The organism is Rhodococcus sp. NPDC078407, from assembly GCF_044542515.1.
Taxonomy (GTDB): Bacteria; Actinomycetota; Actinomycetes; order Mycobacteriales; family Mycobacteriaceae; genus Rhodococcoides.
In genome coordinates, this window is record NZ_JBITUQ010000001.1 from 169,513 (window position 1) to 194,177 (window position 24,665).

The window sequence follows — 24,665 nt, forward strand, 5'->3', positions numbered from 1 at the left end:
TCGTCGCAGGACAACGGGTGTTCACCCGCGGTGCGAGTACTCCTCGATCGCCTGGAACTTGGCCAGGTTGTGGCGGGCATCGGCCAGGGCGTCGTGTGCGTCGTCGGGCACCGACGGCAGCTCGGGACTGCCGCGATCCTCCCAATGTTGACGCAGCTCGCGGGTGAACCGGGGCAGGGACCGCGGCAGCTCGGTCATCGATCCCCACAGCTGGCACAGCGCCACGTGGTCGTACGCCGCTACCCACGCCCACAATTCGACCTCGGCACCGTAGTGCGGGACCAGGAATTCGAGCAGTTCTTCGCGGATTCGGGATCGGCTCATCCACAGCGGCGACGAGTACGGTGGCAGCTTGGGCAAGACGTTGCGCCGGACCCACCGGCCCGCCCGCTCGGGGTCGAACTCGGAGGACACCGCATAGAACTCGCGACCGTCCTCGGACACCACACCGATCGAGACCAACTCGATTGTGCGACCATCCTCGATGAACTCTGTGTCGTAGAAGTAGCGCACGCGGCTCACCCTAGCGCGTGCCCGGGCGCGTCTCCCACGCACCGAAGAACCGAGCCGAACAAGCCCTGAAAGGGAACGACAGTGACTTCGCCCGACACCAACCGTCCGATCGCCGAGGCATCGGGACCGGCCGGGCCGACGCCACGTCGATGGCCGCGATGGGTGGTCGCGGTGAGCAGGATCGTCGCCGTGATCGCCGCCTCGATCGGTGTCCTGTTTCACCTCAACGGCTTTCCGGGTCTACGCCCTCTGGGTGAGCACTACCGACTCGATCTGGATGTGTATCGACTGGGCGGCCAGGTGTTCGCCGAGGGCGGGGATCTCTACGGGCAGCTGCCCCCGATCGCGACCGGCACGACGCTGCCGTTCACCTACCCCCCGATTTCCGCAGCTCTGTTCAGCCCGCTGTCGTCGGTGTCGCTCTACGCCGCATCGATCACGGTGACTGCACTGTCGATGCTTCTGTTGTTCGTGACCGTCGTGGCGACACTCACCTCGCTCGGGATTCGTCCCCAGACGCTTGTGTGGTGGTCCGCGGGAGCCGCGTTCGCAGTGTCGGTGCTCGTACTCGAGCCGGTCACCTCGACGCTGAACTACGGTCAGATCAACATTGTCCTGATGGCGTTCGTAGCACTCGACTGCCTGCCGAAGAAGACACCGTGGCCGCGAGGGCTGCTGATCGGCTTCGTGGCCGCCGTCAAGCTCACTCCCGCGGTATTCGTGTTGTTCTTCCTGCTGCGCAAAGATTTTCGTGCTGCCGTGGTGTCGGTTCTGAGTTTTGCGGTGTTCACCGCGGTCGGCTTCGCGCTGACGTGGTCGGACTCGGTGAAGTACTGGACCGAGACCATCGTCGATTCCGATCGGATCGGTGGCCCGGCCTACCCACCGAACCAGTCGATCACCGGCGTGCTCGCGCGTCTGGGATTCGACGAGCTACCGCGGTCCATCCTGTGGCTCGCGTTGTCGGTGATTGTCCTGGCCGTTGCTGCGGTGGCGATACGAAAGGCGTTCGCAGCCGGTCAGATTGCCCTCGCCCTGACGATCAACGCCATGTTGGGCCTGTTGGTCTCACCAGTGTCCTGGTCGCATCACTGGGTGTGGGCAGTTCCGTTCACCATCGTGCTCGCCGTGCTCGGCTATCGCCGCCGCAATGCACTTCTGCTGGCTCTGGTGGCAGTCGGACTGGCGCTGATGCTGTATCCGCCGCATTGGAATCTCGGCGAGGGACGATGGAGCGGACTCGGCTGGCCGCTCGTCGATCAGTTCGCCGCCTCGGGATACGTGTGGTGGGCTCTGGTGTCGATCGTCGCCCTCGCAGTGGTCGACTTGTCGCGCACCAGGACAACGAACACTGCCGCTACGATCGGCTGATCGCGGCGCGGTGGTCAGCTGGCCTGGGAGTCGGGGATACGCCGAGCCACGGGAGCCGAATCGTCCACCGGGACGGCCTTCTTCATGGACGCAGCGTAGACGTCGACGTACTCCTGTCCGGACAGCAGCATCAGGTCGTACATCACCTCGTCGGTGACGGCGCGCTCGACGAAACGGTTGCCGGCCATTCCCTCGAACCGAGAGAAGTCGATGGGCTTTCCGACGCGGATGGTGACCTTCGCCGGACGCCACACGCGCGAACCGATCGGGTTCATCTTCTCGGTACCGATCATCGCAACCGGTATCACCTGAACACCGGTCTGCAGCGCCAGACGCGCCATCCCGGTCTTGCCCTTGTACAGCCGCGCATCGGGTGACCGCGTGCCCTCGGGATAGATGCCGAGAATCTTGCCTGCCTCGATCACGCGCACGCCTGCGTTGAGCGCGTCCTGTGCCGCGTCGGCACCGGTGCGATCGATCGGCACCTGCCCGACCGCAGTGAAGAACCATTTCTGGAACTTGCCCTTGAGCCCCGGTCCGGTGAAGTACTCGCTCTTGGCGAGAAAGGTGATGCGTCGAGGTGTTTTGAGCGGGAGATAGAAAGAATCGAGAACGGCTTTGTGGTTGCTGGCCAGAATGACCGGACCCTCCGTCGGGATGTTCTCCGCACCCTCGATCGTGGGCCGACCCAGGGCGATGAGAAGGGGACCGATGAAAATGTACTTAACCAGCCAGTACCACATTGACATGCTCCCTGATGATGGTCGGGAAATCGTTTGGTGCCGCTTCGCCCCGAAGCGAATCGACTGCGGCCGTGCATCCTCGAACCGTGCCGCGTAGTGAACTGTACCCACGGTTTATGACACCAGCCACATCGTCGGCCTCCGAGGGACAGAGGACACAGGATACGGTCCGAGAAGGTCAGCGTCCGCTGGTGACGAACTGGGCCCGCGCCAGCTCCGCAGCCCCGATCATCCCCGCCGCCTCACCGAGTTGGGTGCTGCGAATACGAGCCAGCGGCCGGTGGCCCGCACCGGTCACAAGCTGCGCGTATTTGTCGGTGGCGCGGGCGAGAAACTGGCTCGACGACGTCGCCACTCCCCCGGCCAGCACGATCAGATCCGGGTCGTACACATCACCGACCATGGACAGCCCGACTCCGAGCCAGTGCGCGAAGTCCTCCATGGTGCGTTGGGCGATCGGATCACCGTCGTGTGCGGCGCTTGCAATCCGCCGCCCCGTCAGCGAGCCCGGATCGAGAAACACCTCACGGGCCAAAGTCGTCGACGACGACGGATCGGCAGCAAGGAACTCGACCGCGGTGTCCACCAATGCGGTTCCGCTGCAGTACCGCTCCCAACACCCACGCTTACCGCACGGGCACGCCCGACCGTCCGGAACGACCTGGATGTGGCCGAGCTCCGGAGCCACCCCATGACTGCCGCGGTAGATCCTGCCGTCGATCAACAACGCCGCACCGATTCCGGTACCGATGGCCACCATCACCACGTTGCGGCCACCGGATGCGGCACCGAACCGGTACTCGGCCCACGCCGCCGAGTTGGCATCGTGCTCGAGCAGCACCGGCAGCCCGATGCGCGCGCTCATCTCGGTCGCGACAGCGGTATCCACCCACGGCAGATGCGGAGCGAACCGAACAGTCGTGCGCTCGGAATCGATGAAGCCGGCGACGGCCAGACCGACGGCGGCGATGTCGTGTCGCCCGGCCAGCTCCTGCACTGCACGATCGAGCCCACGCTCGAGGGCACGCGCGGTGTGCGGAGTCGGAGCTGCCGTCGAGTCGAGCACCTGGCCCTCGGCATCGACGACGGAAGCACGCAGGCTCGTCCCGCCCACGTCGATGCCGACCGTCAGCCGCTGGTGGTGGTGTCGCTTCATTCCTCGAGCCTTTCTTTGCCGTCCCCCACACGGCTGTCACCGATCGCCCCGCGGAGCCGCCCGTCACGGACGATCCGGTGTGTCCGATCGCGGATTCTTCACTCGAACGGTAATCGGAACGAAGGCGGCCCCGCGGCCACCCGGCGCATTCGTGTCGACCGACACGTTCGAGAGGTCGACCGACTCGTTCGGAGCCGAGTCCGACGCGTTCTCGGTCGGCGACGGGCCTGCAGGCGAATCTGCAGGGTGACCGGACCCGGTACCGGTGTGGTCTGTGTTCGTATGGTCCGTCTTCGTATGGTCCGTCTTCGTATGGTCGGCGAGCAGCTGACGTAACAGCGCGATGATCACCGCACCCTCGGACGCCACGAGTTCGACGAGGTCGTGACGCTCGCCGCGCACCAATGCAGCGAGCGCACACACCGGGCACCAGCTGCAGCTCTGCTGATCACGTTCCTGCTGCGTCTCGGCTACCCGGCGAAGAATGGGGTCGAGCCGAGTCAGCACGGTGTCGGCAAGAGCCAACAGATCGGCCCCCAGCTCGGAATGCTCGGAGGTCACCGCAGCGCCCCGAACGTCGTGCCCGGGAACGTCGTGCCCGGTCCCGTCACAGTGGCCACACGTTCTGTCACAGTGGCCACACGTTCTGTCACAGCGTCCACACGTTCTGTCACAGTGGCCACATGTCGGGGTTCGGACGGAAACGCACCACCAGGCACGGACCGTCGAGCTCGGCGGAGTCCGCGACGCACCGACGAAGCACCGACGCCAACCTGATGCGCCGTCGCCTGCCGTCGGCACTGACTATCAAGTCGTCCTCCACTCGCCCCACACCCAAGGTCGTCGAATCCACCACCGGCAGCAGCATTCTCATCGCGTAGACGGATTCGAGTCCGCCCCCCGATTCGAGAACCACGGAGGTGCGTTCACCCCGGTCCGATGTTCGCCGTTCGAGCCCGGCCTGCTCCAGGCGATCGGCTACTTCCTGCAAGGGGCCCAACCCTACCGGTTCCCCGGCGGCTCGCTCCACCTCCACTATCGGGATGCCGCCGATGCGTCGGCGCAGCTCGGCGACGGCATCGAGCTGAGCGGCCCGCCAGGTCTCGAACCAGAACACGGCCGGATGCGCACCGACCAGCCCGACCGAGGAGGAGTTGAGGTTCGGCAGAATCTTGTTGACGAGAACTCGGTCGATGCCGATTCCGAGCAGTGCCGCAGCGGACAGAGTTCGTTCGGCGTCGACGACCGACAGGTGTTCGGCGGTGACGACCACGGTTGCTGCGGTGCGCGCTGGGTCGGTGATCAGTGACCGAACCGATTCGATCTGGGCGAGAACTCGCTCGATCATCGCCACCACCAGAGTGAGCCGCACGTCGGAACCGGTGCCCGCCACCATCCGATCGTGGCGCGGCCAGATCCGCTCCACGTACGCCGACACGGTGTCGGGCAACTGCAAAGTCCTCATCGCGTCGGCCGAAGCGGGCAGGTCCACTATCACGGTGTCCCAACGACCTTCATCGACCAGACCCTGGACTCGATGCATGCCCAGCAACTCTTCGATTCCCGGGAAGCCCAGCAGTTCCTCCGGTTCGAGGGCCCCGAAGCTCACCCCGTGCTCGTGACCGGTGGACGCCGTGGCCATCAACGGGCCGAGGCCTCGGTATCGCTCCTCGAGCAGCCGCAGCGTGTCGATCTCGACGATGTCCAGTCCCGTCGAGACGGATCGGATTCCGGACGAATCCGCGTCGTCGATGACACCGTCACCCGACACCGCATCGACGAGAGACGGCGCCTGATCGATCGAGGCGATCAACGCTCGTTTACCGTCCTGCGCGAGCCGCAGCCCCGACGCAGCCGCCAACGTGGTCTTACCCGCGCCACCTTTGCCGAGAAACAGCATCACCGTGGTGCGGGGTTCGGTGCGAGCTTCGCTCAGCCTTCGACCCGCTTCTTCAATTCCTTGAGTGCAGTGTCGGTGATGACCTTCTCTGCCTTGCGCTTGAACAGGCCGATCATCGGAATGTTCAGGTCGACGGTGAGTTCGTACGTCACATCGGTGCCGTTGCCGGTCTCGCGCAGCGTGTACGAGCCCTTCTGCGACTTCTGCATTTCTCCCGACACGAGATTCCACGACACCGCGCTACCGTCGGCCGCCCAGTCGTACTCGAGTTCGTAGGTGTCTTTCACCATGCCCGCGTCCAGCACGAACTTCACGCGTTTGCCGCGCCCGTCCGGACCGACTTCGAGGACGTCGACGGACTTCGCGGCCGACACCCACGTGGGGTACGCGTCGAAATCAGCGATGACGTCCATGACCTGACTCGGCGGGGCTTCGACGACGATCGACCTCTGGGTTTTCTCCGCCATGACTTCTCGTCCGCTTCCTCTCGGTTCTTCGATCGATTCGTTCGCTGTCGTGCCGTGGAACAGGTGGCAGTCCTATCTCACACGATCGATCCGCGGACGCACAATGCGAACCGGCCGACCGTACCGCGCGGTTCAATCGTGAGCTGAGCTCGACGCTACGTGGCTCGGTGCCTCACCCGCAGGCCGACCGGCCTCGAGCTCGGTCTTGAGCTCGAACGTCATGGCTCGGCCCGCCACCCGACGAGCATGCTGCTGCGTCGCAATCCCGCCGGAACCAGCGGGCTCGGCATGCAGGAAGTAGTGCACGACGACCCCGTCGAGCGCGGGCTCGAGCCACAGCTCCATCGTTCCGATCACCCCACCGCGTACGGCCCACCGGATTCCTTTGTCCCCGCGGTCCTCGGTGACGGTCAGGTTCAGATCAGGCCACCACCGTCGCCATCGCTCGGGCGAGGCGAGTGCCTGCGCCACTCGATCACCGGGAGCGGCCACGAATGTTTGATCCGCAACTTGAATACTGCTCATCGACAGAGCTTCACACATCCGGTCGCACGCCGCGGCGTCGAGGCGCATTCGGACGTCCGCACACAGGGTCTAGAGTATCTGTGAAGCCGAGCTATCAACTTTCTCTCTCAGTTCTATTCGGAGGTAATCCCGTGCGCGAGTTCACCGCCGCCGCAAAGTTCGCCATCGAGGACACCGACTCGGCTGTCGACACCGTCTTTCTCCGTGCTCGCAGTGCACCGGATGCCGTGGTGTTTCGCCGCCTCGTGGACGGGCGGTGGACCGACGTGACCGCTGCCGAGTTCGAGCGACTGGTCACAGGGGTGGCGAGAGGACTGATCGCTGCAGGCATCGAACAAGGCGATCGAGTTGCGCTGATGTCGTCGACTCGATTCGAGTGGTCCGTCGTGGACTACGCGATCTGGGCCGCTGGCGGTGTGACCGTACCGATCTACGAGACATCCTCGGCCGGACAGGTCGAGTGGATTCTCGAGGATGCCGAACCGGTACTACTCGTACTCGAGAACGACGCACACGTGCAGGAGACGAAGTCCGTCGTCTCCGCGGCCCCGTCGGTGCGTCGGACGTTCGTGATCGATTCCGCCGACACCGGCGCGGTGCAAGCATTGACCGAGGCCGGCACAGATGTCACGGAAGATTTTGTGCACCAGCGAGTCTCGGCGTTGAGCTCATCCGATCCGGCAACGTTGATCTACACCTCGGGCACCACCGGACGTCCCAAGGGCGTGCAACTGACACACGCCAATCTGCTGGCTGAGTCACTGGGCATTCGCGAGACATCGCTGAAATCCTTGATGACGCAGGGCCGCAGCACCTTGATGTTCCTTCCTCTTGCACACGTCCTTGCCCGCGCGGTGAGCATCGCGTCGTGCGACGCCGGAGTCACGCTGGGCCATACCAACGACATCCCGAATCTCGTCGCCACGTTCGGCACGTTCTCGCCCGATTTCATTCTCTCGGTGCCGCGCGTGTTCGAGAAGGTCTTCAATACGGCGAAGCAAAAGGCGCATGCCGACGGTAAGGGCAGAATCTTCGACCTCGCCACCGAATGCGCGGTGGCGTGGAGCGAAGCGCAGGATGCCGGCGGACCGGGAATCCTGTTGCGCGCCAAGCACACCGTGTTCGACAAGTTGGTCTACGGCAAGCTCAGAGCGGCACTCGGCGGCAAGTGCGAACTCGCCATCTCCGGAGGAGCGCCGCTCGGTGCCCGTCTCGGCCACTTCTACCGCGGCATCGGCGTCACAATCTACGAGGGCTACGGTCTGACCGAAACCACCGCGGCTTTCGCTGTCAACACCATCGGATTCCAACGAGTGGGCAGCGTCGGACGTCCACTACCCGGCAACACCGTGCGCATCGCCGAGGACGGTGAGATCCAACTCCGCGGTCCGGTCGTGTTCGACGGCTACTGGCGCAACGAGTCCGCGACCGCGGAGTCGCTGGACGACGGATGGTTCCGCACAGGCGATCTCGGTTCCGTCGACGACGACGGATACATCACCATCTCGGGGCGCAAGAAGGAACTGATCGTCACCGCAGGCGGTAAGAACGTCTCACCGGCCGGACTGGAAGACCGGCTGCGGGCGAGTGCGCTGATCAGTCAAGCAGTTGTCGTGGGCGATCAGAAACCCTTCATCGGCGCACTCATCACCCTCGATCCCGAGGCGTTCGGTCGTTGGAAGTCCGCCCACGGCAAGGACTCCGACGCCACCGCCGCGGACCTGCAGACCGATCCCGATCTCGTCGCAGAGATCGACGCTGCCGTGGCCGATGCGAACACGTCCGTCTCACACGCGGAATCCATCAAGAAGTATCGACTGCTCCCCCATGACTTCTCGGAGGAAAGCGGCGAGATGACCCCTACGATGAAGCTCAAGCGCAACGTCATCACCGCGTCCTACGCCGACGAGATCGAATCCATCTACGCCCGGTGAGGCGCAGCACCGGCAACGGTGGACGCTAGATGAGCGATCGCAACTTCTCCGTCAACACGTCCCAGCGCCACTCGGCGTCCACCCATGCGCGGCCGGCGTTGCCCATCTGGGTGGCCAGCGTGCGGTCGGACAGGATTCTCACGATCGCGTCGGTGATACCCGAGACGGAGGTACCGTCGACGACCAGGCCGGTCTTGTTGTGCTGCACGGCTTCCGGTGCGCCTCCGGACATTCCGGCGACGACGGGCACTCCGCACGAGGACGCTTCCAGATACACGATCCCGAGGCCCTCCACGTCCAGACCTGCGCCGCGAGTGCGACTCGGCATCGCGAAGACGTCGGCGATGGTGTGGTGCGCGGCGAGCTCAGCGGACGGCACCGTGCCGGTGAACACCACGTGTTGCTCTATCCCGGTGGATCGAACGAGTTCACGCAGAGTGTTCTCGTACGGCCCGCCGCCGACGATCACCAGAACGGCACCATCGACGGCTTGCCGAATACCCGGGAGCGCTCGGATCAGGAAGTCCTGACCCTTACGGGGTACGAGCCGGGACAAGCAAAGAATCGCGGGGCGGTCACCGAGGCCGTAGCGCGCGCGAAGCTCGGCTCGCGCAGCGTCGTCGGGAACGAATCGATCCGTGTCGACCCCGGGTGGCAGATGCTCGAGGGCAGCGTTCCGACCGAAAGCCGAGCTGAATCGACCCCGCGTGTACTTGCTGACGTAGGTCACCACGTCTGTGCTCTCGCCGATGGTGCGTAGCGTCGCACGTCCGCCCGGCACCATCGACCAGCCGACCTCGTGACCATGAGTGCTCGCCACGATGCGTTCGGCCCCGGCCTTACGCATGTGCGTCGACATCACGGCCAGCGGTGCCGATGCACCGAACCACACCGAGTCGCATCGATGTGACTTCACGATTCCCGCTGCGCGGCGCGCGACGAGCGGAGTCGGCAGCATCAGTGTCGTCGGATGTCGGATCACCTCGAACGGCTGCTGGGCATCGAACTTCTCGTGCGAGTCGCCGCGCCAACGCGGTGCATAGACGACGAGCTCGTCTGCCGGCAGTTGCGAGGCGAAACTGTGCAGGTAGGACTGGATTCCACCCGGGCGAGGCGGAAAATCGTTCGTCACGAGCAATGTACGACGCATGGCGTCAACCGTAGCGCTCGCCGTCACCGCGACCGAGAAGCTACCCAGTCGCCCCACGACGCGACGAACTGGGCACGGTCCATCCCCAGCACCGATGCAAGGGCCACATCGGTGGAGCCGTCCGACGCAGGATCGGACGCCAGCGCCTCGTACAGCCTCCGCACCGTCCGTTCGTCGAACCGATCGGCTACGAAGGCGAACACCGACCACGCCGACTCGTAGGCCACACTGGACCGAGCGCCACCGGCACCGAAATCCTCGTCCCGCGGCAGCACCGTCGGCGGCCCGCCCGACGCCACGATCGACACGAGAGTGGGGGCCAGCTGCGCAAACACGGCACCGGAGTTTCGGTACCCGGAATAGTCGGCAAACCCTTCCGAGACCCACAACTGCGTGCCAGCGTCCGTTCGCGCCCTCGCCGCCACATGCGTCAACTCGTGACGCAGGACCGAGCGAACGGTGAACGGCGTCAACCGCGCCGCGGCGTCGGGACCGAACACCACCCGCTGGCCCGTCGGACGAGAGCCGTCCGGCGCCACCGCGTCGGACACCGTCACCGCCGCCACGTCGGTCGACGGATCGGATCCGGTCAGCTCCGCGAACTCCTCCGCGGAGGATGCGACGAAGACGAGACCGTCTCGCGCCCAGTCGTCTCCCCAGAAGTCGGTGACTGCATCGATTGCCGACGGCAACTCGGCAGCAAGGTTCTCGACGAACTGCTCCCGGTCCGGATGCCCCATGACCACCGAGGTCCCCGCAGCGGTGGGCACCGAACGCACCGTCAGCGGTCCGAAGTCCCATGGCCCCCGCCAGGTTTGGCGTCGATACGAGGTCAGGTCGGCATCGTCGACGAGCCGCCATCGGCCATCCCGCTCGGCGACGACGAGCGAGACGGGTCGACGTGTCGGCAACGCGTCCGGTCCCGCCACCGCGTATCGCAGATACACCGATGGTGCCCAGACGTCGGTGGCGTCCAACGGCTCCGCGATAGATGACGGAACTGGAGTTTCCGACTCGTCGCCGAGTTCGTAGCCGAATTCGGCGAAGGGTACGTCCGGAACAACCTGTGCCCGGCGGACCTGCGCCTCCGCGAAATCCGGGTCGGCGAGGGGGTCGATCAGACCCTGCAGAGCATCGACGTCACCGGACCGGACCGCGCGGGCCCACTGATCGAGCAGGACGGTCACATCGGTTCGACGCTGCTGATCGTAGGTCGGCGGAGCCTGAGCGACGGTCCCGTGGTCGGTTCCTGCGTTGGACGTGCCGTCGAATCGGTGAATCACGACCACCGAGACAGTCACGACGGCAATCAGCACAACGACGAGCCACCGCAGCGGCGAAGAGCGAAAGAGAAAATACCGGTGGGAGGCGCTCATGTCGCCGTCCGTCGATCGTCGAGACACTCCCTCAGTATCGACGAGCTCCGTAGTACGGGAACGACGCCATCGACTGCACCTTCACGGGAACTCCGAAGGTGGAGGCATGCAGCACGTTGCCGCCGCCGGCGTAGATGCCTACGTGCGAGATATCCGGATAGAACAGCACCACATCACCGGGCTGCAGGTCCTTCTGGTCCACCGGAGTTCCGCCCGCAGCCTGGGCCTGGCTCGTCCGAGGCAGCGTCTTGCCCACCTGCTTGTACGCCCACTGGACCAGCCCCGAGCAGTCGAACCCGTCCGGCCCGGTCGCGCCCCAGACGTACGGCTTACCGATCTGTGTCAGACCGGCCTGCAATGCGCTGGCCCCGGATCCGGGCGTCAAATTCTGTAGAAGCGTGTTCGGATCGAAACCCTCGGGCATGGACGATCCGGCGAGAGCAAGTTGCTCGGAGGACGACAGCGCGCTGTAGGCGGCCATCACCTCGGCGATCTGCCCTTGCAGTTCGCTCTGCTTGGCCTGGAGATCGTCGCTGACCGCCTTTGCCTGCTCGGCCGCAACCCGGGCCTGATCGGCGGCCGTCGCTGCGGCCTGCTCGGCATTGGCGGCGTCCGAACTCGCCTGCTTGAACTGGGCGACCTGCTCGGCAGTATCGGCCGAGATGACGTCGAGTGCAGACATCTGATCGAGCAACTGCTGCGGCGAATCGCTGACCATCACAGCGAACAACTGGTTGGTTCGAGCGCCCTGGTAGTTGACGTTGGCAACCTTGTCCATGGCCGGCTTCAGTGCCGCCAGCTGCGTCTGTGCTGCGTCCAACGCAACCCGGCTCTGATCCACGAGCGCCTGCGCGTCGAGCTCCTGCTGCTTCTTGGCGTCCAGATCGACCTGAGCGTTGTTCAAGGCCTCGTTGGTCTGCTCGGACTGGCGCGAGAGGTCGGCGAGCGTGGCCTGGGCGTCGGACGCCGAATCGAATCCCGGCTGCGCCGTTGCGGGCGTCGTCGGGGCCAAGGCGATGCACGCTGCCAATGCAGCAGCCACCACCGAGTTTCCGGTCAGTCGCCACACTCGGGTAGATCTCGATATCGCCACGGAAAGCGACTCTCCGTCCTCACACATGCCGCCTCGAGCGAGGCAGCGGTTGGAAAAGTAGATCGAAACGAACCATACCCATGCTTTTGCGGGCGCGGACGTGAACGCGGTCCGAAATAGAAGGGCGTTCTGGATGACAGGTCACAAAGTAAACATCGACCAGGTCTCGATCAGATTACGAACTGGATGCTTCCCTGTCCACCGGACCGGCGTGTCGCGAGGTCCGCCGACGACAACAGGGCCGAGCCGGTGAACGGCTCGACCCTGTCGGTCTGTCACAGCGAACGTCTGCTGTCCGGATCAGTAGCGACGAGCACCATCGAACGGCATCGAGTCGACCGGAGCGACCTTGACCGGCACGCCGGAGGTGGATGCGTGCACGACGTTGCCGTCGCCGATGTACATACCCGAGTGCGATCCGCCGTAGAACGAGACGACGTCACCGGGGATCAGGTTGTTTCGTGAGACCGGAGTGCCTGCGGCTGCCTGGTCGTAGCTGGTCCGGGGCAAGCTGACGCCGGCCTGCTTGTACGCCCACTGGATCAGGCCCGAGCAGTCGAAGGAATCCGGACCCGAAGCGCCGTACACGTACGGTGCTCCGATCTTGGATTCCGCGGCCTGAACGGCCTTCGCTGCCGGCGTGACCTGGGGTGCCAACGGTGCGCCCGGTGCGGGCACACCCGGAAGGTTGAGGGGAGGGAGACCCGGGATGTCAGGAATCTCGAAAGTTCCGACGCCGGGAATGGTGAGGGGGGCCGCCATTGCGGGTGCAGCGGGAAGAATGACCACGCCTGCCGTGAGCGCTCCGGCTACGAGGACTCGCCGCAATGATCGGTTGAAAAGTTGTGACGCCACGAAAGATGGTGCTCCGTTTCTTCCTATCGTCCGCCGACCGAGTTAGCTGACGGGTTCGGGCTGGGAAGAGCAGCCCTACCCACCGGCCACTGTCTGGTGGCTCAGCGGGATTCACCCCAGTAAATATCGGGTTCCCGGTACGAACACTCTCGCGAGTGAACGATTAGGCGGTGACTTGCGACGCCACTCCGGTTTGGATTGGCGAGACTCCGCAAGGTCTCAGGAAGGTTACGAAATGGCATACCCCCGTGTCGACCCCAACTCGCCGAAGCGGGCGAATTCGGCCCAATTCCCGCTAGCCGGCGCGCTGATCCCCCGGTGTGTCACGAGTCGATAACAACGGGCCTTCGGCCGGCGCGTTCGCGTCGGTGACGAGCTTCAACGCCGGCACGAGACCGACGTCCGCCAGAACTCCCATTGCACCGAGTTCCTCCTGCTCGAGCGTGATCGGCGAGGGTGGTCCAACCCACCGCCCGTCCGATCTCGACGGCATTCCGGGCGGCCCCAGAAGCACCGTCACGACGCAGTCCGCGCAGGCGATGTCACGGACCAGGCAGTCACTGCAATCGATGATCATTGTGATCCTTGTCTCTTTGCTGTTTCAGGCGGCCGAATCGGCCATCGAGCGAAAGGTAGCGTCCGCCACCGACAGGTTTCGTGACATGCAGGGCGCAGGAACGGCGACACGATGCGGGCGCAACGCCGCGATGATCGTTTCTGTCGGACCTCGGACCTACCGTCGTCCGAGTGAGCCTGCCCATCCAGCTGTCGTTCGACGAACTGGACACCCCCCTGCACGACACGACGTTCGTCGTCGTGGATTTGGAAACCACCGGCGGCAGCGCGGACACCGAAGCCATCACCGAAATCGGGGCGGTCAAGGTCCGAGGTGGCGAGATTCTCGGGGAATTCGCCACCCTGGTAGATCCGGGCAGATCCATTCCGCCCTACATCGTGGAGCTCACCGGCATCACCTCCGCAATGCTGATCGGCGCGCCTCGAATAGAACGTGTCCTACCCGGTTTCCTCGAGTTCGCCAGAGGCTCGGTGCTGGTGGCTCACAATGCCGGCTTCGACACAGGATTTCTCAAAGCCGCCGCCAGTCGCCTCGACATCGCGTGGCCCCGGTTCCAGGTGCTGTGCACCGTCAAGCTGGCCAGACGGGTTCTCACGCGCGACGAGGCACCGTCGGTCAAACTCTCCGCACTGTCCATGCTGTTCAGATCGAGCACCCGACCCACGCACCGTGCACTCGACGACGCCCGTGCGACCGTGGACGTACTGCACGGTCTGATCGAACGGGTGGGTAACCAGGGCGTACACAGTTACGCCGAGTTGGTCGACTATCTTCCGGCGATATCGGCCGGTCAGCGCGCCAAGCGCGGTCTGGCCGCGCACCTGCCCGGTACGCCCGGCGTGTACTTGTTCCGCGGCCCGTCCGACGAGGTTCTCTACGTCGGCACCTCCAACAACCTCAAGCGTCGGGTGCGCAACTACTTCACCGGCTCGGAGACCAGGGGCCGGATGAAGGAAATGGTCTCCCTGGCCACGCGCGTCGACCACGTCGAGTGCGCGCACGCACTCGAAGCCGGCGTCAGAGAACTGCGCTTGCTCTCCGCGCACGTTCCGCCGTACAACCGCCGCTCGAAGTTCCCCAAGAAGGGCTGGTGGATCACCCTCACCGACGAGGCGTTTCCACGCCTGTCGATCGTTCGCACGCCCACACCCGACAGCCTCGGACCGTTCTCGGTGCGCGGTGACGCCGCGGAGGCGTCGGCGCTGGTGGCGGAATTCTGTCGTCTGCGCACCTGCACGCGCCGCCTGGCACGGTCGGTTCGCCACGGCGACGATTGCCCGTCGACCGACGTCGGCGGGTGTCCAGCGTCGCTGTCCGGGCCGCTGACGGCCGAGGAGTATGCGGGAGCACCGACACGGTTTCTCGCGCTCGTGTGCGGACAGGACGACGCGATCCTGTACTCCATGCGCAGTCGGGTGTCCGAACTCGCGGACAGAGAGCTGTACGAGACTGCCGCGCGCCTACGCGACCGAATCGCAATTACCGTCGACGCGCTCCGCAGAATGCATCGATCTGCGGCGGTCGCCGCTATCGCCGAACTCGTTGCCGCCCGGCGAACCGCGGACGGCGGCTGGGAGCTGATCGTCGTGCGATTCGGTCGCCTGGCCGGCGCTGCGGTCGCGCCGCGTGGGGTGCACCCGATGCCTGTTGTCGATGCGATCACCGCATCTGCCGAGACGGTGATTCCCGATCGAACGCCGCTTCGAGGTGCGCCGCCGGAGGAGGTCGGTCTGATCGCGTCCTGGTTACGAACTGATGGGGTTCGCATCGTACGAACGAGCAGCGGTTACTGCAGTCCGGCGCGATCTGCGGGTTCGTGGGAGGACTGGTGTCGAACGGCGAGAGAAGCCGCGCGGCAGGAGTGGAGCCCGCGGAACGACTTTTGAAGCAGGAGTGGAGCCCGCGGAACGACTTTTGAAGCAGGAGTGGAGCCCGCGGAACGACCCTTGCGACACCAGTGGAGCCCGCGGAACTAGGGTTGGGTGAGGCTCGTCGTATCGGGCTCGAGATGCGTGAGGAGCACAGATGATCAACGCCATCGTCTTGATCGACGCCGAGGCCGACTTGATCCCGGAGGCAGCTCAGGCGGTTGCCGATGTGGAGGGTGTGTCGGAGGTCTATTCCTGCGCCGGTGACGTCGATCTGATCGCCATCGTGAAAGTGCGCGATCACGCCTCGATCGCCGAGGTCATCACCAAGCACATCAATCGCGTGCGTGGAGTGCGGAACACCACCACCCACATTGCGTTCCAGTCGTATTCGAGCGCAGACGTCGAGGCGGGGTTCTCGATCGGCGAGTAGGGCGCGGTTCGTCAGTCGGCGAACGAAGTGGTGCAGCGAGCCCAGTCGGCAAGAAGACGCGCGGCTCCGCCTGAGTCCAAAGTTGTTGCCGCAGTCGTCAATCCGGATCTCATCTGGGTGGCCAGATCACCCGAGACCCCGTGATATGCCGATATCGCCGCGGCTGCGTTCAGCAGCACGGCATCGCGTGCCGGTCCCCGTTCGCCGGCGAATACTCGGTGCGCCACGGCCGCGTTGAATTCTGCGTCGCCGCCTCGAAGGGCTTCGATGGGTGCCCGGTCGATTCCGTAGTCGAGTGGATCGATCGACTCGACGGTCACCGATCCACCGGACACCACGTGCACGGTTGTCGTGGTGGAGAGAGTGATCTCGTCCAGTCCGTCGTCTCCCCGGACGACCAGCACCGAGCTGCCCCGCTCCGCGAACACGTCGGCCATTACGGGAGCCAAGTGCTCGAAAGCGCAACCGATCAGGCCCGCGCGCGGGCGGCCGGGGTTGGTCAACGGTCCCAGCACGTTGAACACGGTAGGGATTCCGATCTCTTTTCGCGGTGCCGCGGCGAAGCGAAGAGCGGGATGATGGATCGGCGCGAAGCAGAACCCGATACCCACTTGCTCGACGGTCGACGCCACCGCCTCGGCTCCCAGAGTCACCCGGACACCCAGCGCTTCGAGCACATCGGTTGTACCGCTCTTGGACGACGCGGCACGGTTTCCGTGTTTGACCACCCGTACACCGCTGGCGGCGACAACGATCGCGGCCATGGTGGAGATGTTGACGGTGTCGGCACCGTCACCGCCGGTCCCCACGACGTCGACGGCATCGCGATCGGTCTCCACCAACACTGCGTGCGCCAACATGGACTCGGCCAGGCCGCTCACTTCCGCCGGTGTCGGACCCTTCATCCGGAGGGCGACGCCGAATGCCGCAATCTGCGCAGCTGTCGCGTTGTCGGCCATGATCTCGTCCATCGCCCAGCCGGTGTCGGCACTGGACAGGTCTGCACCCGTGGTCAGCGCGCCGAGGATTCGACGCCACGTTCGCGGCTGCTCGTCTGTGGTCGGTGCGTTCAAGGCTGGATCCGTTCGTCGGTCCGTGGCTGGCGGACATGCTGCGGTGGAAGCTTAGTCAGAGGCCGAGTCGGACTGCGCCGGCTGCAGCGCGTCCCACCCGAGCACAGCACCGCCGCGGCGTTGGGCGAGGCCGGCCATCCGTGATCGTTCCTGCGAGCAGTGCAGGGCATCGAGCACCTGCACGCGCTGGAGAACCAGCGGAACGCCGTCGTCGACATGCGGGCGGTATCCCTCACTGTCCACCGGTTGGACCGTCGGCCCCACTTCGTAGTGGTCCTGGGCCGCGACCGCTACCGCGTCCTCCACCTCGTGCGCCGGAAGCAGCAGATGGTGGCGAAGCAACACCTCCGACGCCTCCGTCCACACCGGCGGGGTTCGTGCTGCCTCGTCCAGCACGGCAGAACACGCCTGTGCATCGTCGTAGCAACTCGCCACTATCACCAGATCGTCGCGCGTGGGGTCCAGACGTTCCGCGGTCGACCGCGAGAACAGCCTCCGAAACCATCCGCCTTCGCTGCTCTTTGCCATGAGGCCAGCCTTGCACGACTGGACCCTACCGGCCCGTACGGCCCCCTCTACCAGGGCGGGAACAACGGCGCGCTCGGAATCGTTCGTCCGCGACGCGCCAAGAGCGGACCCGGATATGCCTCCCGTACTACGAAGGGTCATACTTCTTTCTGTGACGAGCGCAGTAGGGACTCAAGGATCGGCAATCACCCAACGCGTGCACTCGCTGAACCGTCCCAATATGGTCAGCGTCGGCACGATCGTGTGGCTGTCGAGTGAACTCATGTTCTTCGCCGGGCTGTTTGCGATGTACTTCGTCGCACGAGCTCAGGCGAACGGAATCTGGCCGCCGGAGCCGACCGAGCTGAACCTCACCCTGGCCGTACCGGTGACCGCCGTGCTGATCGCGTCGTCGTTCACGTGCCAGTTGGGTGTGTTCGCCGCCGAACGTGGCGACGTGTTCGGTCTTCGCCGCTGGTACATCATCACGCTGGCCATGGGCGCATTCTTCGTGGCCGGCCAGGCGTACGAGTACTACCACCTCGTACACGAGGGCACGACGTTGTCGAGCAGCGTGTACGGCTCGGTCTTCTACATCACGACCGGCTTCCACGGACTGCACGTGATCGGCGGGCTCATCGCATTCGTCTTCCTGATCACCAGAACTCTGGTCAGCAAGTTCACGCCCGCTCAGGCCACTGCGGCCATCGTCGTCTCGTATTACTGGCACTTCGTCGACATCGTCTGGATTGCCCTCTTCGCAACGATCTACTTCATCCGCTAGTGACCGTCAGCACGCCAAAGATAACGAACGAACGGAATCAGCCCCCGACGTTCGGCCCGTCCCGACACGACAAGGGATAGAAGATGAGTACATCTCCCCCAGCAGCATCCGTCGACAAGGCCGCCGCCAAGACGAGACGGCAGCGTAAGACGCGCCGACGCATCACCGGTGCCCTCGTTCTGATGATGGGCCTCTTGAGCGCGGGATTCCTCGCCTCGGCTCTGACGCCGACACCGCAGGTCGCGACCGCCGATACCGCGTCGGCAGCGCTGATCCGCGAGGGCAAGCAGCTCTACGACACGTCATGCGTCACATGCCACGGTGCAAACCTGCAGGGCGTCCAGGATCGCGGACCGAGCCTCATCGGCGTCGGCGAAGCTGCCGTGTACTTCCAGGTTCACAGTGGACGGATGCCGGCAGTGCGCAACGAGGCGCAGGCACTGCGCAAGCCGCCGAAGTTCAACGACAAGCAGACCGACGCACTCGGTGCCTACATTCAGGCCAACGGCGGCGGCCCCACTGTGCTGCTCGACGAGAACGGTGAGATCGCACAGGAGTCCCTGCGCGGTGAGGACATCGGACGCGGCAGCGAGCTGTTCCGCCTCAACTGCGCTTCCTGCCACAACTTCACCGGCCTCGGCGGAGCCCTCTCTTCCGGCAAGTTCGCTCCCCCGCTCGCACCTGCGAACGAGCAGGAGATCTACACCGCGATGGTCACGGGCCCTCAGAACATGCCCAAGTTCTCCGATCGACAGCTCACGCTGGAAGAGAAGTCGGACATCATCGCCTACATCAAGTCGTCCACCGAGACACTGCCCGCAGGCGGTTGGAGCATCGGCGGCTTCGGTCCCGGTACCGAGATGATCGCAATCTGGACGATCGGCATCATCGCTGTCGTCGGAGCAACTTTGTGGATCGGAGCTAGATCATGACCGACGGCGATTTCGGCCGTAAGGACGCGAACAAGGACGACGAATCCGGGCGCAAGGATGCGCTCGGTGCCGAGAACGTGAACGCGGACAAGAAGTACACCGACGAAGAACTTGCTTCGATGAGCCGTGACGAACTGGTCACACTCGGTACGAACCTCGACGGCGTCGACGTCGCCTTCCGTCGCAATCGTTGGGCTGTCGAGGGCACCCGCGCCGAGAAGCGTGCCGAGCGCAGTGTCGCAATCTGGTTCGCCATCGCCGGTATCGCCGCCGTCGCATTCATCGGCATCTACCTGTTCTGGCCCTGGCAGTACGCGGGTATCGGTGAAGAGAACTACCTGGCCTACTCGCTGTATACCCCGCTCATCGGCGGAACGATGGGCCTGGCAATCCTTGCGGTCGGTGTCGGCGCGGTGCAGTTCACCAAGAAGTTCATCCCCGAAGAGGTCTCCATTCAGGACCGCCACGACGGCGGTTCGTCGGAGACCGATCGCAAGACGCTCGTGGCAGAACTGGGCGATTCCCTCTCCACGTCGACCATCGGTCGTCGCAAGGTGATCAAGCGTTCGCTCTACTTCGGTGGTGGCGCGCTCGGCGTCATGGCTCTTCTTCCCATCGGCGGGCTCATCAAGAACCCGTGGGCCAAGGGCGAAGATTCTCCGTTGTGGGTATCCGGCTGGACTCCTCGGTACGATGGGGAGACCATCTATCTCCGACGAGACACCGGGCGCCCGGAAGACGTCGTTCTCGTTCGGCCAGAAGACTTGGACGCAGGTGCCATGGAAACTGTCTTCCCGTTCCGCGAAGCGGACCGAGAAAGCGAGCACGAGCTACTCGTTTCACTGCGAGGAGTTCGTAACGCAGTCATGCTCATCCGCTTGCGCTCCGACGATGCCAATACGGTCGTCAAGCGCAAGGGCCAAGAAAGCTTCAACTACGGCGATTACTTCGCTTACTCCAAGATCTGCACGCACCTGGGTTGCCCGACATCGTTGTACGAGCAGCAGACCAATCGAATCCTGTGCCCTTGCCACCAGTCGCAGTTCAACGCGCTCGAGTACGGCAAGCCGATCTTCGGACCGGCGGCTCGCGCGCTTCCCCAGCTTCCCATCACTGTCAATGAAGAGGGTTACCTCGTTGCTTCGGGAGATTTCACCGAAGCACTCGGGCCCGCCTTCTGGGAACGTCGTCCGGAGCGTGACTCATGAGTACATTGCAAAATCTCGCCGCCAAGCAGGCCGACGGCGTCGACAGTCGTTACCATCTGGCACCGGGATTGCGGCGTCAGATCAACAAGGTATTCCCCACCCACTGGTCCTTCCTGCTCGGTGAGATCGCGCTGTACAGCTTCGTGATCCTGCTGATCTCCGGGGTGTTCCTCACGCTGTTCTTCGATCCGTCACTCAGTGAGGTCGTCTACCAGGGCGCGTACACCCCACTCAACGGCGTGACGATGTCGAAGGCTTACGCAACGGCCCTCGACATCAGCTTCGAGGTCCGTGGCGGATTGTTCATGCGCCAGATCCACCACTGGGCAGCGCTGATGTTCGCCGCATCGATCATCGTGCACATGATGCGCATCTTCTTCACCGGTGCCTTCCGTCGTCCGCGTGAGGCCAACTGGGTCATCGGTTGCTTGCTGCTGATCCTGGCCATGTTCGAGGGCTTCTTCGGATACTCGCTTCCCGACGACCTGCTGTCCGGCACGGGTCTGCGCGCCGCTCTCGGTGGCATCACGATGAGCATCCCGATCATCGGTACCTGGATGCACTGGTTGATCTTCGACGGTGACTTCCCCGGAACGATCATCATTCCCCGCCTGTACGTCGCACACGTGCTGCTGCTTCCGGCCATCATCTTGGCTCTGATCGCAGCTCACCTGGCTCTGGTCTGGTACCAGAAGCACACGCAGTTCCCCGGACCCGGCCGCACGGAGCAGAACGTCGTCGGCGTTCGTATCCTCCCCGTCTTCGCGGTCAAGTCCGGCGCGTTCTTCGCCATCACGTTCGGTGTGCTGGCAGCAATGGGCGGTCTGGTCCAGGTCAATCCGATCTGGAACCTCGGTCCGTACAACCCCTCGCAGGTGTCGGCAGGCGTCCAGCCCGACTTCTATCTGATGTGGACCGACGGAATGGCACGACTGTGGCCGGCGTGGGAGATATACATCGCCGGGCGCTACACCATCCCAGCCGTGTTCTGGGTCGCTGTGATCATGGGTCTCGTCTTCACCGTGATGATCGCCTACCCGTGGATCGAAAAGCGTTTGACCGGGGACACCGCACATCACAACCTGCTTCAGCGTCCCCGCGACGTTCCTGTCCGCACTGCGATCGGCGCGATGGCACTGACGTTCTACGTCATTCTCACGCTCTCGTGCGTCAACGACCTCATCGCGTACAAGTTCGACATCTCCCTCAACGCCATGACCTGGATCGGACGTATCGGAATCCTCACGATGCCTCCGCTCGCGTACTTCATCGCGTACCGGTTCTGTGTCGGCTTGCAGCGCAGTGACAGGGCGGTGCTCGATCACGGAATCGAAACCGGAATCATCAAGCGTCTGCCGCACGGTCAGTATGTCGAGATCCACCAGCCGCTCGGCCCGGTGGACGATCACGGTCATCCGATCCCCCTCGCCTACCAGGGTGCTGCTGTACCGAAGAAGATGAACAAGCTCGGTTCCGCCGGCAAGCCCGGATCCGGATCGCTGTTCACTCCGGACCCGGTTGCGCAGAGCAAGGCTCTCGAAGATGCCTTGCACAAGGGCGAGCACGATCAGCTCGCAATGCTCCGCAACTACCAGGCGGGCGTTATCGGCACCGGATCGAACGGTCATGCCAACGGCAATGGTCACACCAACGGGAACGGCCACTCGAACGGCAACGGTCATGGCAACGGCAACGGCCATGCCAACGGCAACGGCCACTCGAACGGCAATGGTCACGAGGACGCCGCCATCTCATCGGGTCGTCAGGACAACGATCGTGACCGCTGAGGTCTGATACAAGATCGACAGAAGGGCGGCACCGGCAACGGTGCCGCCCTTCTTCGTGTCCCCTGACGTCCGAGTCGAATAGATACCCACCGGTCTCCCAGGGCTCTGCACCCCTCCCCTCCCCCGGACTCGGGTGCCTCCCTTGATTTCCCTACCGGCCCGCGTCGTCCCTCAGGACTCGCGGCGTACCGAGTCGGTGCACCGGTATTACTATCGGCGAATGGTCCGCATTCCCCTCACGCCCGGTGAACTCGCCCGCGGAGCCAGACTCGGCGCAGCACTGCGCCGCTACCGAGGCAGCCGCACGATGGCCGACGTTGCTGACGCGGCCGGCATCTCCGTCGAGACACTGAGAAAGATCGAAACCGGGCGAATACCGACACCCGCGTTCTTCACCGTTGCTGCCTTGTGCGAGGCGCTGAACATCTCGCTGGATACCGTGGCCGACTCGACTTCCATCAACTCCGAGGCCGACGCTTCCTGAGGCTGATGTCATCCAAGGGCTGTGCGTCCTGACGGGCTAGGTGCCCTGCAGGGCTGTGTGCACTGCAGGGCTAGGCAACTCTTGCAGGGCTAGGCGCACTGACAAGCCTGAGGGCAACCGGGGGCATTCGGCTCGGCGTTTCCGACTACCGCGCGCTGTCGTGACGTCCTCTGCGGCCTCCGACGCCCGCGCCCTCACTCGGGCACAGCAAAAGGGCCCCGGTCGTTCTCGCGAACGACCGGGGCCCTTCCGGCTACGGGTTAATCAGTGCCGCTCGGCTCCGAGGTGGTACTCGAAGACCAGTCCTGCTGCTGCCGCGATGACGCACACGACTCCCAGCGCGATCAGCCAAGGCTGGAAGAACGCGAACCCGAGAGCGGTGATCGACGCGGCACCGGCGAGCACGATCGGCCAGAAGCTACCGGGGCTGAAGAACCCCAGATCGCCGGCACCGTCGCTGACCTCTGCATCGTCGAAGTCCTCGGGGCGGGTGTCGAGGCGACGGGCGACGAACCGGAAGTACGTGCCCACAATCAGCGTCAGACCCACCGACAGGAAGATCGCGGTGACTCCGGCCCACTCCACGCCGGTTCGACTGAGTCCTGTGAACAGCGCATAGACGATGCCCACCAGCAGGAAGAACACAGTGAGGATCTCGAAGATCTTGGCTTCGATTTTCATATCAGCATGCTTCCTTGGTCAGTTGCCTTCGGCGACAGCGGCGGTACGGACAGTGCGATCGGTCTCGAACGGCGAGGTACTCGTCGCGATCGGGCTCTCGCCGATGGCTTCGAGCGCCTGCGCATTGGTCAGAGCTTCGCCGCCCTCGGCCAGCGGCTTACGCAGTTCGATGTACTCCTCGAAGCGCTCCGGTGAGACGGCGCGAACCTCGAAGTTCATCATCGAGTGGAAGGTGCCGCACATTTCGGTGCATCGTCCGACGAAGGACCCTTCGCGTTCGATCTCACTGATCTGGAACACGTTGTCCGAGTGGTTCTCCTCGGGGTTGGGGAGAACGTCACGCTTGAACAAGAACTCCGGAACCCAGAAGCCGTGAATGACGTCCGAGGACGCGAGCACGAATTCGATGCGCTTGCCGGTCGGCAGGACGAGCACCGGAATCTCGCTGCTGGATCCGACCGTTTCGATCTTGTTGTAGTGCAGGTACGACAGATCCTGCGTGGCCACCCCGTTGATCGGCCCGGGAACGAACTCGCCGTCCTCGCTACCTTCGGTGCCTTCCGTCGGGGTGCCGGCTGCCTCCGCGGCTGCCTGCTCCTCTTCGTCGGTGCCCTCGTACTTGGCGGCACCGTCCTTGAGGTCGATGGTCCGGTATCCGAACTTCCAGTTCCACTGATAGGCAGTGACGTCGACCTGCACGTCGGGGTCGGCCTGCTTTTCGTCGACGTAGTTCTGCACGACGACCGTGAAGTAGAAGAGGACGGCGATGATGACGAACGGCACGGCCGTGTAGAACAGCTCGAGCGGCACGTTGTACGCAGTCTGGCGCGGGAACTCCGGTGAGCTCTTCTTCTTACGGTGGAAGAGCACCACCCAGAAGATCAGGACCCACACGATGATGCCCATGACCAGGGCGGCGATGACCGACCAGGTCCACAGGTCGCCGATGCGTCGTCCCTGCGGAGTGACGCCCGAGGCGAAACCGAAGTTGAGTACGTTGTCACTGCTGATGGAACAGCCCGACAGCATCAACGCGGCTACACCGAGAAATGCTGTCAGCCCCGCTCGCCGAAGGATCCGACTATGCGCCACGTTCACGCCTTCCTGATTGCCCACCACTGAAGAATAAGGGCTTCCACATGCAGATGCCCGAGTACTACGCAGCGTAGACCAAAGCCGACGCGGAGCCACCCTCGGGTCGTTACCCGCGTTCGAGCGTGTCTGCGGCATACTCGGTTGCTGATCCAC

The 24,665-nt window shown here is 64.2% G+C and carries 25 protein-coding genes and 1 riboswitch; of the genes, 9 read left to right on the top strand and 16 right to left on the bottom strand.

Annotated features, from left to right (window positions below; genetic code table 11):
- Nucleotides 1-21: 21 nt before the first annotated feature.
- Nucleotides 22-513: a polyadenylate-specific 3'-exoribonuclease AS gene (locus tag ACIGGF_RS00770; protein WP_057476103.1), complete on the bottom strand. Its 492-nt coding sequence runs from the start codon at nucleotides 511-513 to the stop codon at nucleotides 22-24.
- An 81-nt stretch (nucleotides 514-594) separates the two neighbouring features.
- Here ACIGGF_RS00770 and ACIGGF_RS00775 point away from each other — a divergent pair, with 81 nt between their 5' ends.
- The gene (locus tag ACIGGF_RS00775; protein ID WP_397519546.1) at nucleotides 595-1,884 is read left to right on the top strand and encodes a glycosyltransferase 87 family protein; all 1,290 of its coding nucleotides are present in this window, start codon (nucleotides 595-597) and stop codon (nucleotides 1,882-1,884) included.
- A 14-nt stretch (nucleotides 1,885-1,898) separates the two neighbouring features.
- On the opposite strand, the gene ACIGGF_RS00780 is transcribed toward ACIGGF_RS00775, so the two are convergent.
- From ACIGGF_RS00780 to ACIGGF_RS00805, 6 genes are all read right to left on the bottom strand, one after another.
- On the bottom strand, nucleotides 1,899-2,627 hold the full coding sequence (locus ACIGGF_RS00780; protein ID WP_397519836.1) for a lysophospholipid acyltransferase family protein: 729 nt from the start codon (nucleotides 2,625-2,627) through the stop codon (nucleotides 1,899-1,901).
- Between the two features lie 178 nt (nucleotides 2,628-2,805).
- Nucleotides 2,806-3,783: an ROK family protein gene (locus tag ACIGGF_RS00785; protein ID WP_397519547.1), complete on the bottom strand. Its 978-nt coding sequence runs from the start codon at nucleotides 3,781-3,783 to the stop codon at nucleotides 2,806-2,808.
- 63 nt (nucleotides 3,784-3,846) lie between these two features.
- On the bottom strand, nucleotides 3,847-4,344 hold the full coding sequence (locus ACIGGF_RS00790; RefSeq protein ID WP_397519548.1) for a hypothetical protein: 498 nt from the start codon (nucleotides 4,342-4,344) through the stop codon (nucleotides 3,847-3,849).
- Between the two features lie 109 nt (nucleotides 4,345-4,453).
- Nucleotides 4,454-5,683, bottom strand: a complete 1,230-nt coding sequence (locus ACIGGF_RS00795; RefSeq protein ID WP_397519837.1) for an ArsA family ATPase — start codon at nucleotides 5,681-5,683, stop codon at nucleotides 4,454-4,456.
- A 32-nt stretch (nucleotides 5,684-5,715) separates the two neighbouring features.
- A complete protein-coding gene (locus ACIGGF_RS00800; protein WP_397519549.1) occupies nucleotides 5,716-6,150 on the bottom strand; it encodes an SRPBCC family protein in 435 nt (144 codons plus the stop codon).
- 132 nt (nucleotides 6,151-6,282) lie between these two features.
- Nucleotides 6,283-6,675, bottom strand: a complete 393-nt coding sequence (locus ACIGGF_RS00805; RefSeq protein WP_397519550.1) for a polyketide cyclase / dehydrase and lipid transport — start codon at nucleotides 6,673-6,675, stop codon at nucleotides 6,283-6,285.
- A 131-nt stretch (nucleotides 6,676-6,806) separates the two neighbouring features.
- Between ACIGGF_RS00805 and ACIGGF_RS00810 the strand changes: the two genes are divergently transcribed.
- Nucleotides 6,807-8,609, top strand: a complete 1,803-nt coding sequence (locus ACIGGF_RS00810; RefSeq protein WP_397519551.1) for an AMP-dependent synthetase/ligase — start codon at nucleotides 6,807-6,809, stop codon at nucleotides 8,607-8,609.
- 25 nt (nucleotides 8,610-8,634) lie between these two features.
- Here ACIGGF_RS00810 and ACIGGF_RS00815 read toward each other — a convergent pair whose 3' ends face one another.
- The 5 genes from ACIGGF_RS00815 to ACIGGF_RS00835 form a co-directional block, all read right to left on the bottom strand.
- Nucleotides 8,635-9,759, bottom strand: coding sequence for a glycosyltransferase family 4 protein (locus ACIGGF_RS00815; RefSeq protein WP_397519552.1), 1,125 nt, complete (start codon nucleotides 9,757-9,759; stop codon nucleotides 8,635-8,637).
- A gap of 23 nt (nucleotides 9,760-9,782) precedes the next feature.
- A complete protein-coding gene (locus ACIGGF_RS00820) occupies nucleotides 9,783-11,135 on the bottom strand; it encodes a hypothetical protein (RefSeq protein ID WP_397519553.1) in 1,353 nt (450 codons plus the stop codon).
- A 31-nt stretch (nucleotides 11,136-11,166) separates the two neighbouring features.
- On the bottom strand, nucleotides 11,167-12,228 hold the full coding sequence (locus ACIGGF_RS00825) for an NlpC/P60 family protein (protein WP_397519554.1): 1,062 nt from the start codon (nucleotides 12,226-12,228) through the stop codon (nucleotides 11,167-11,169).
- Between the two features lie 300 nt (nucleotides 12,229-12,528).
- Nucleotides 12,529-13,083, bottom strand: coding sequence for a C40 family peptidase (locus tag ACIGGF_RS00830; RefSeq protein ID WP_397519555.1), 555 nt, complete (start codon nucleotides 13,081-13,083; stop codon nucleotides 12,529-12,531).
- 18 nt (nucleotides 13,084-13,101) lie between these two features.
- Nucleotides 13,102-13,263: riboswitch (cyclic di-AMP (ydaO/yuaA leader) on the bottom strand.
- A 115-nt stretch (nucleotides 13,264-13,378) separates the two neighbouring features.
- Nucleotides 13,379-13,660 (bottom strand): hypothetical protein, encoded by a 282-nt coding sequence (locus tag ACIGGF_RS00835; RefSeq protein WP_397519556.1) that lies wholly within the window; start codon nucleotides 13,658-13,660, stop codon nucleotides 13,379-13,381.
- Between the two features lie 170 nt (nucleotides 13,661-13,830).
- Between ACIGGF_RS00835 and ACIGGF_RS00840 the strand changes: the two genes are divergently transcribed.
- Both ACIGGF_RS00840 and ACIGGF_RS00845 read left to right on the top strand, forming a co-directional pair.
- Nucleotides 13,831-15,546 carry a DEDD exonuclease domain-containing protein gene (locus tag ACIGGF_RS00840; protein ID WP_397519557.1) on the top strand — a complete coding sequence of 572 codons (1,716 nt, stop codon included), beginning with the start codon at nucleotides 13,831-13,833 and terminating at the stop codon, nucleotides 15,544-15,546.
- Between the two features lie 139 nt (nucleotides 15,547-15,685).
- The gene (locus ACIGGF_RS00845) at nucleotides 15,686-15,961 is read left to right on the top strand and encodes an Lrp/AsnC family transcriptional regulator (RefSeq protein WP_397519558.1); all 276 of its coding nucleotides are present in this window, start codon (nucleotides 15,686-15,688) and stop codon (nucleotides 15,959-15,961) included.
- Nucleotides 15,962-15,972: 11 nt separating this feature from the next.
- Here ACIGGF_RS00845 and trpD read toward each other — a convergent pair whose 3' ends face one another.
- Both trpD and ACIGGF_RS00855 read right to left on the bottom strand, forming a co-directional pair.
- Nucleotides 15,973-17,034 carry an anthranilate phosphoribosyltransferase gene (gene trpD, locus ACIGGF_RS00850; protein WP_397519559.1) on the bottom strand — a complete coding sequence of 354 codons (1,062 nt, stop codon included), beginning with the start codon at nucleotides 17,032-17,034 and terminating at the stop codon, nucleotides 15,973-15,975.
- A gap of 51 nt (nucleotides 17,035-17,085) precedes the next feature.
- Complete coding sequence (locus ACIGGF_RS00855) at nucleotides 17,086-17,562, bottom strand: hypothetical protein (RefSeq protein ID WP_397519560.1); 477 nt, start codon at nucleotides 17,560-17,562, stop codon at nucleotides 17,086-17,088.
- A 151-nt stretch (nucleotides 17,563-17,713) separates the two neighbouring features.
- On the opposite strand from ACIGGF_RS00855, the gene ACIGGF_RS00860 reads away from it, so the two are divergent.
- From ACIGGF_RS00860 to ACIGGF_RS00880, 5 genes are all read left to right on the top strand, one after another.
- Entirely contained in the window at nucleotides 17,714-18,325 is a 612-nt protein-coding gene (locus tag ACIGGF_RS00860; RefSeq protein WP_397519561.1) for a heme-copper oxidase subunit III, read from the top strand.
- An 83-nt stretch (nucleotides 18,326-18,408) separates the two neighbouring features.
- Entirely contained in the window at nucleotides 18,409-19,257 is an 849-nt protein-coding gene (locus tag ACIGGF_RS00865) for a c-type cytochrome (RefSeq protein ID WP_397519562.1), read from the top strand.
- A complete protein-coding gene (locus ACIGGF_RS00870; protein ID WP_397519563.1) occupies nucleotides 19,254-20,465 on the top strand; it encodes a ubiquinol-cytochrome c reductase iron-sulfur subunit in 1,212 nt (403 codons plus the stop codon). Before ACIGGF_RS00865 ends, ACIGGF_RS00870 begins: the two co-directional genes overlap by 4 nt.
- The gene (locus tag ACIGGF_RS00875; RefSeq protein ID WP_397519564.1) at nucleotides 20,462-22,252 is read left to right on the top strand and encodes a cytochrome bc complex cytochrome b subunit; all 1,791 of its coding nucleotides are present in this window, start codon (nucleotides 20,462-20,464) and stop codon (nucleotides 22,250-22,252) included. Before ACIGGF_RS00870 ends, ACIGGF_RS00875 begins: the two co-directional genes overlap by 4 nt.
- Nucleotides 22,253-22,472: 220 nt before the next feature.
- Nucleotides 22,473-22,736: a helix-turn-helix domain-containing protein gene (locus tag ACIGGF_RS00880; RefSeq protein ID WP_397519565.1), complete on the top strand. Its 264-nt coding sequence runs from the start codon at nucleotides 22,473-22,475 to the stop codon at nucleotides 22,734-22,736.
- Between the two features lie 264 nt (nucleotides 22,737-23,000).
- Here the strand turns inward: ACIGGF_RS00880 and ACIGGF_RS00885 are convergent, their stop codons facing one another.
- Both ACIGGF_RS00885 and ACIGGF_RS00890 read right to left on the bottom strand, forming a co-directional pair.
- Nucleotides 23,001-23,417, bottom strand: a complete 417-nt coding sequence (locus ACIGGF_RS00885; protein WP_397519566.1) for a cytochrome c oxidase subunit 4 — start codon at nucleotides 23,415-23,417, stop codon at nucleotides 23,001-23,003.
- A gap of 18 nt (nucleotides 23,418-23,435) precedes the next feature.
- Nucleotides 23,436-24,515, bottom strand: coding sequence for a cytochrome c oxidase subunit II (locus tag ACIGGF_RS00890; protein ID WP_397519838.1), 1,080 nt, complete (start codon nucleotides 24,513-24,515; stop codon nucleotides 23,436-23,438).
- Nucleotides 24,516-24,665: the final 150 nt, after the last annotated feature.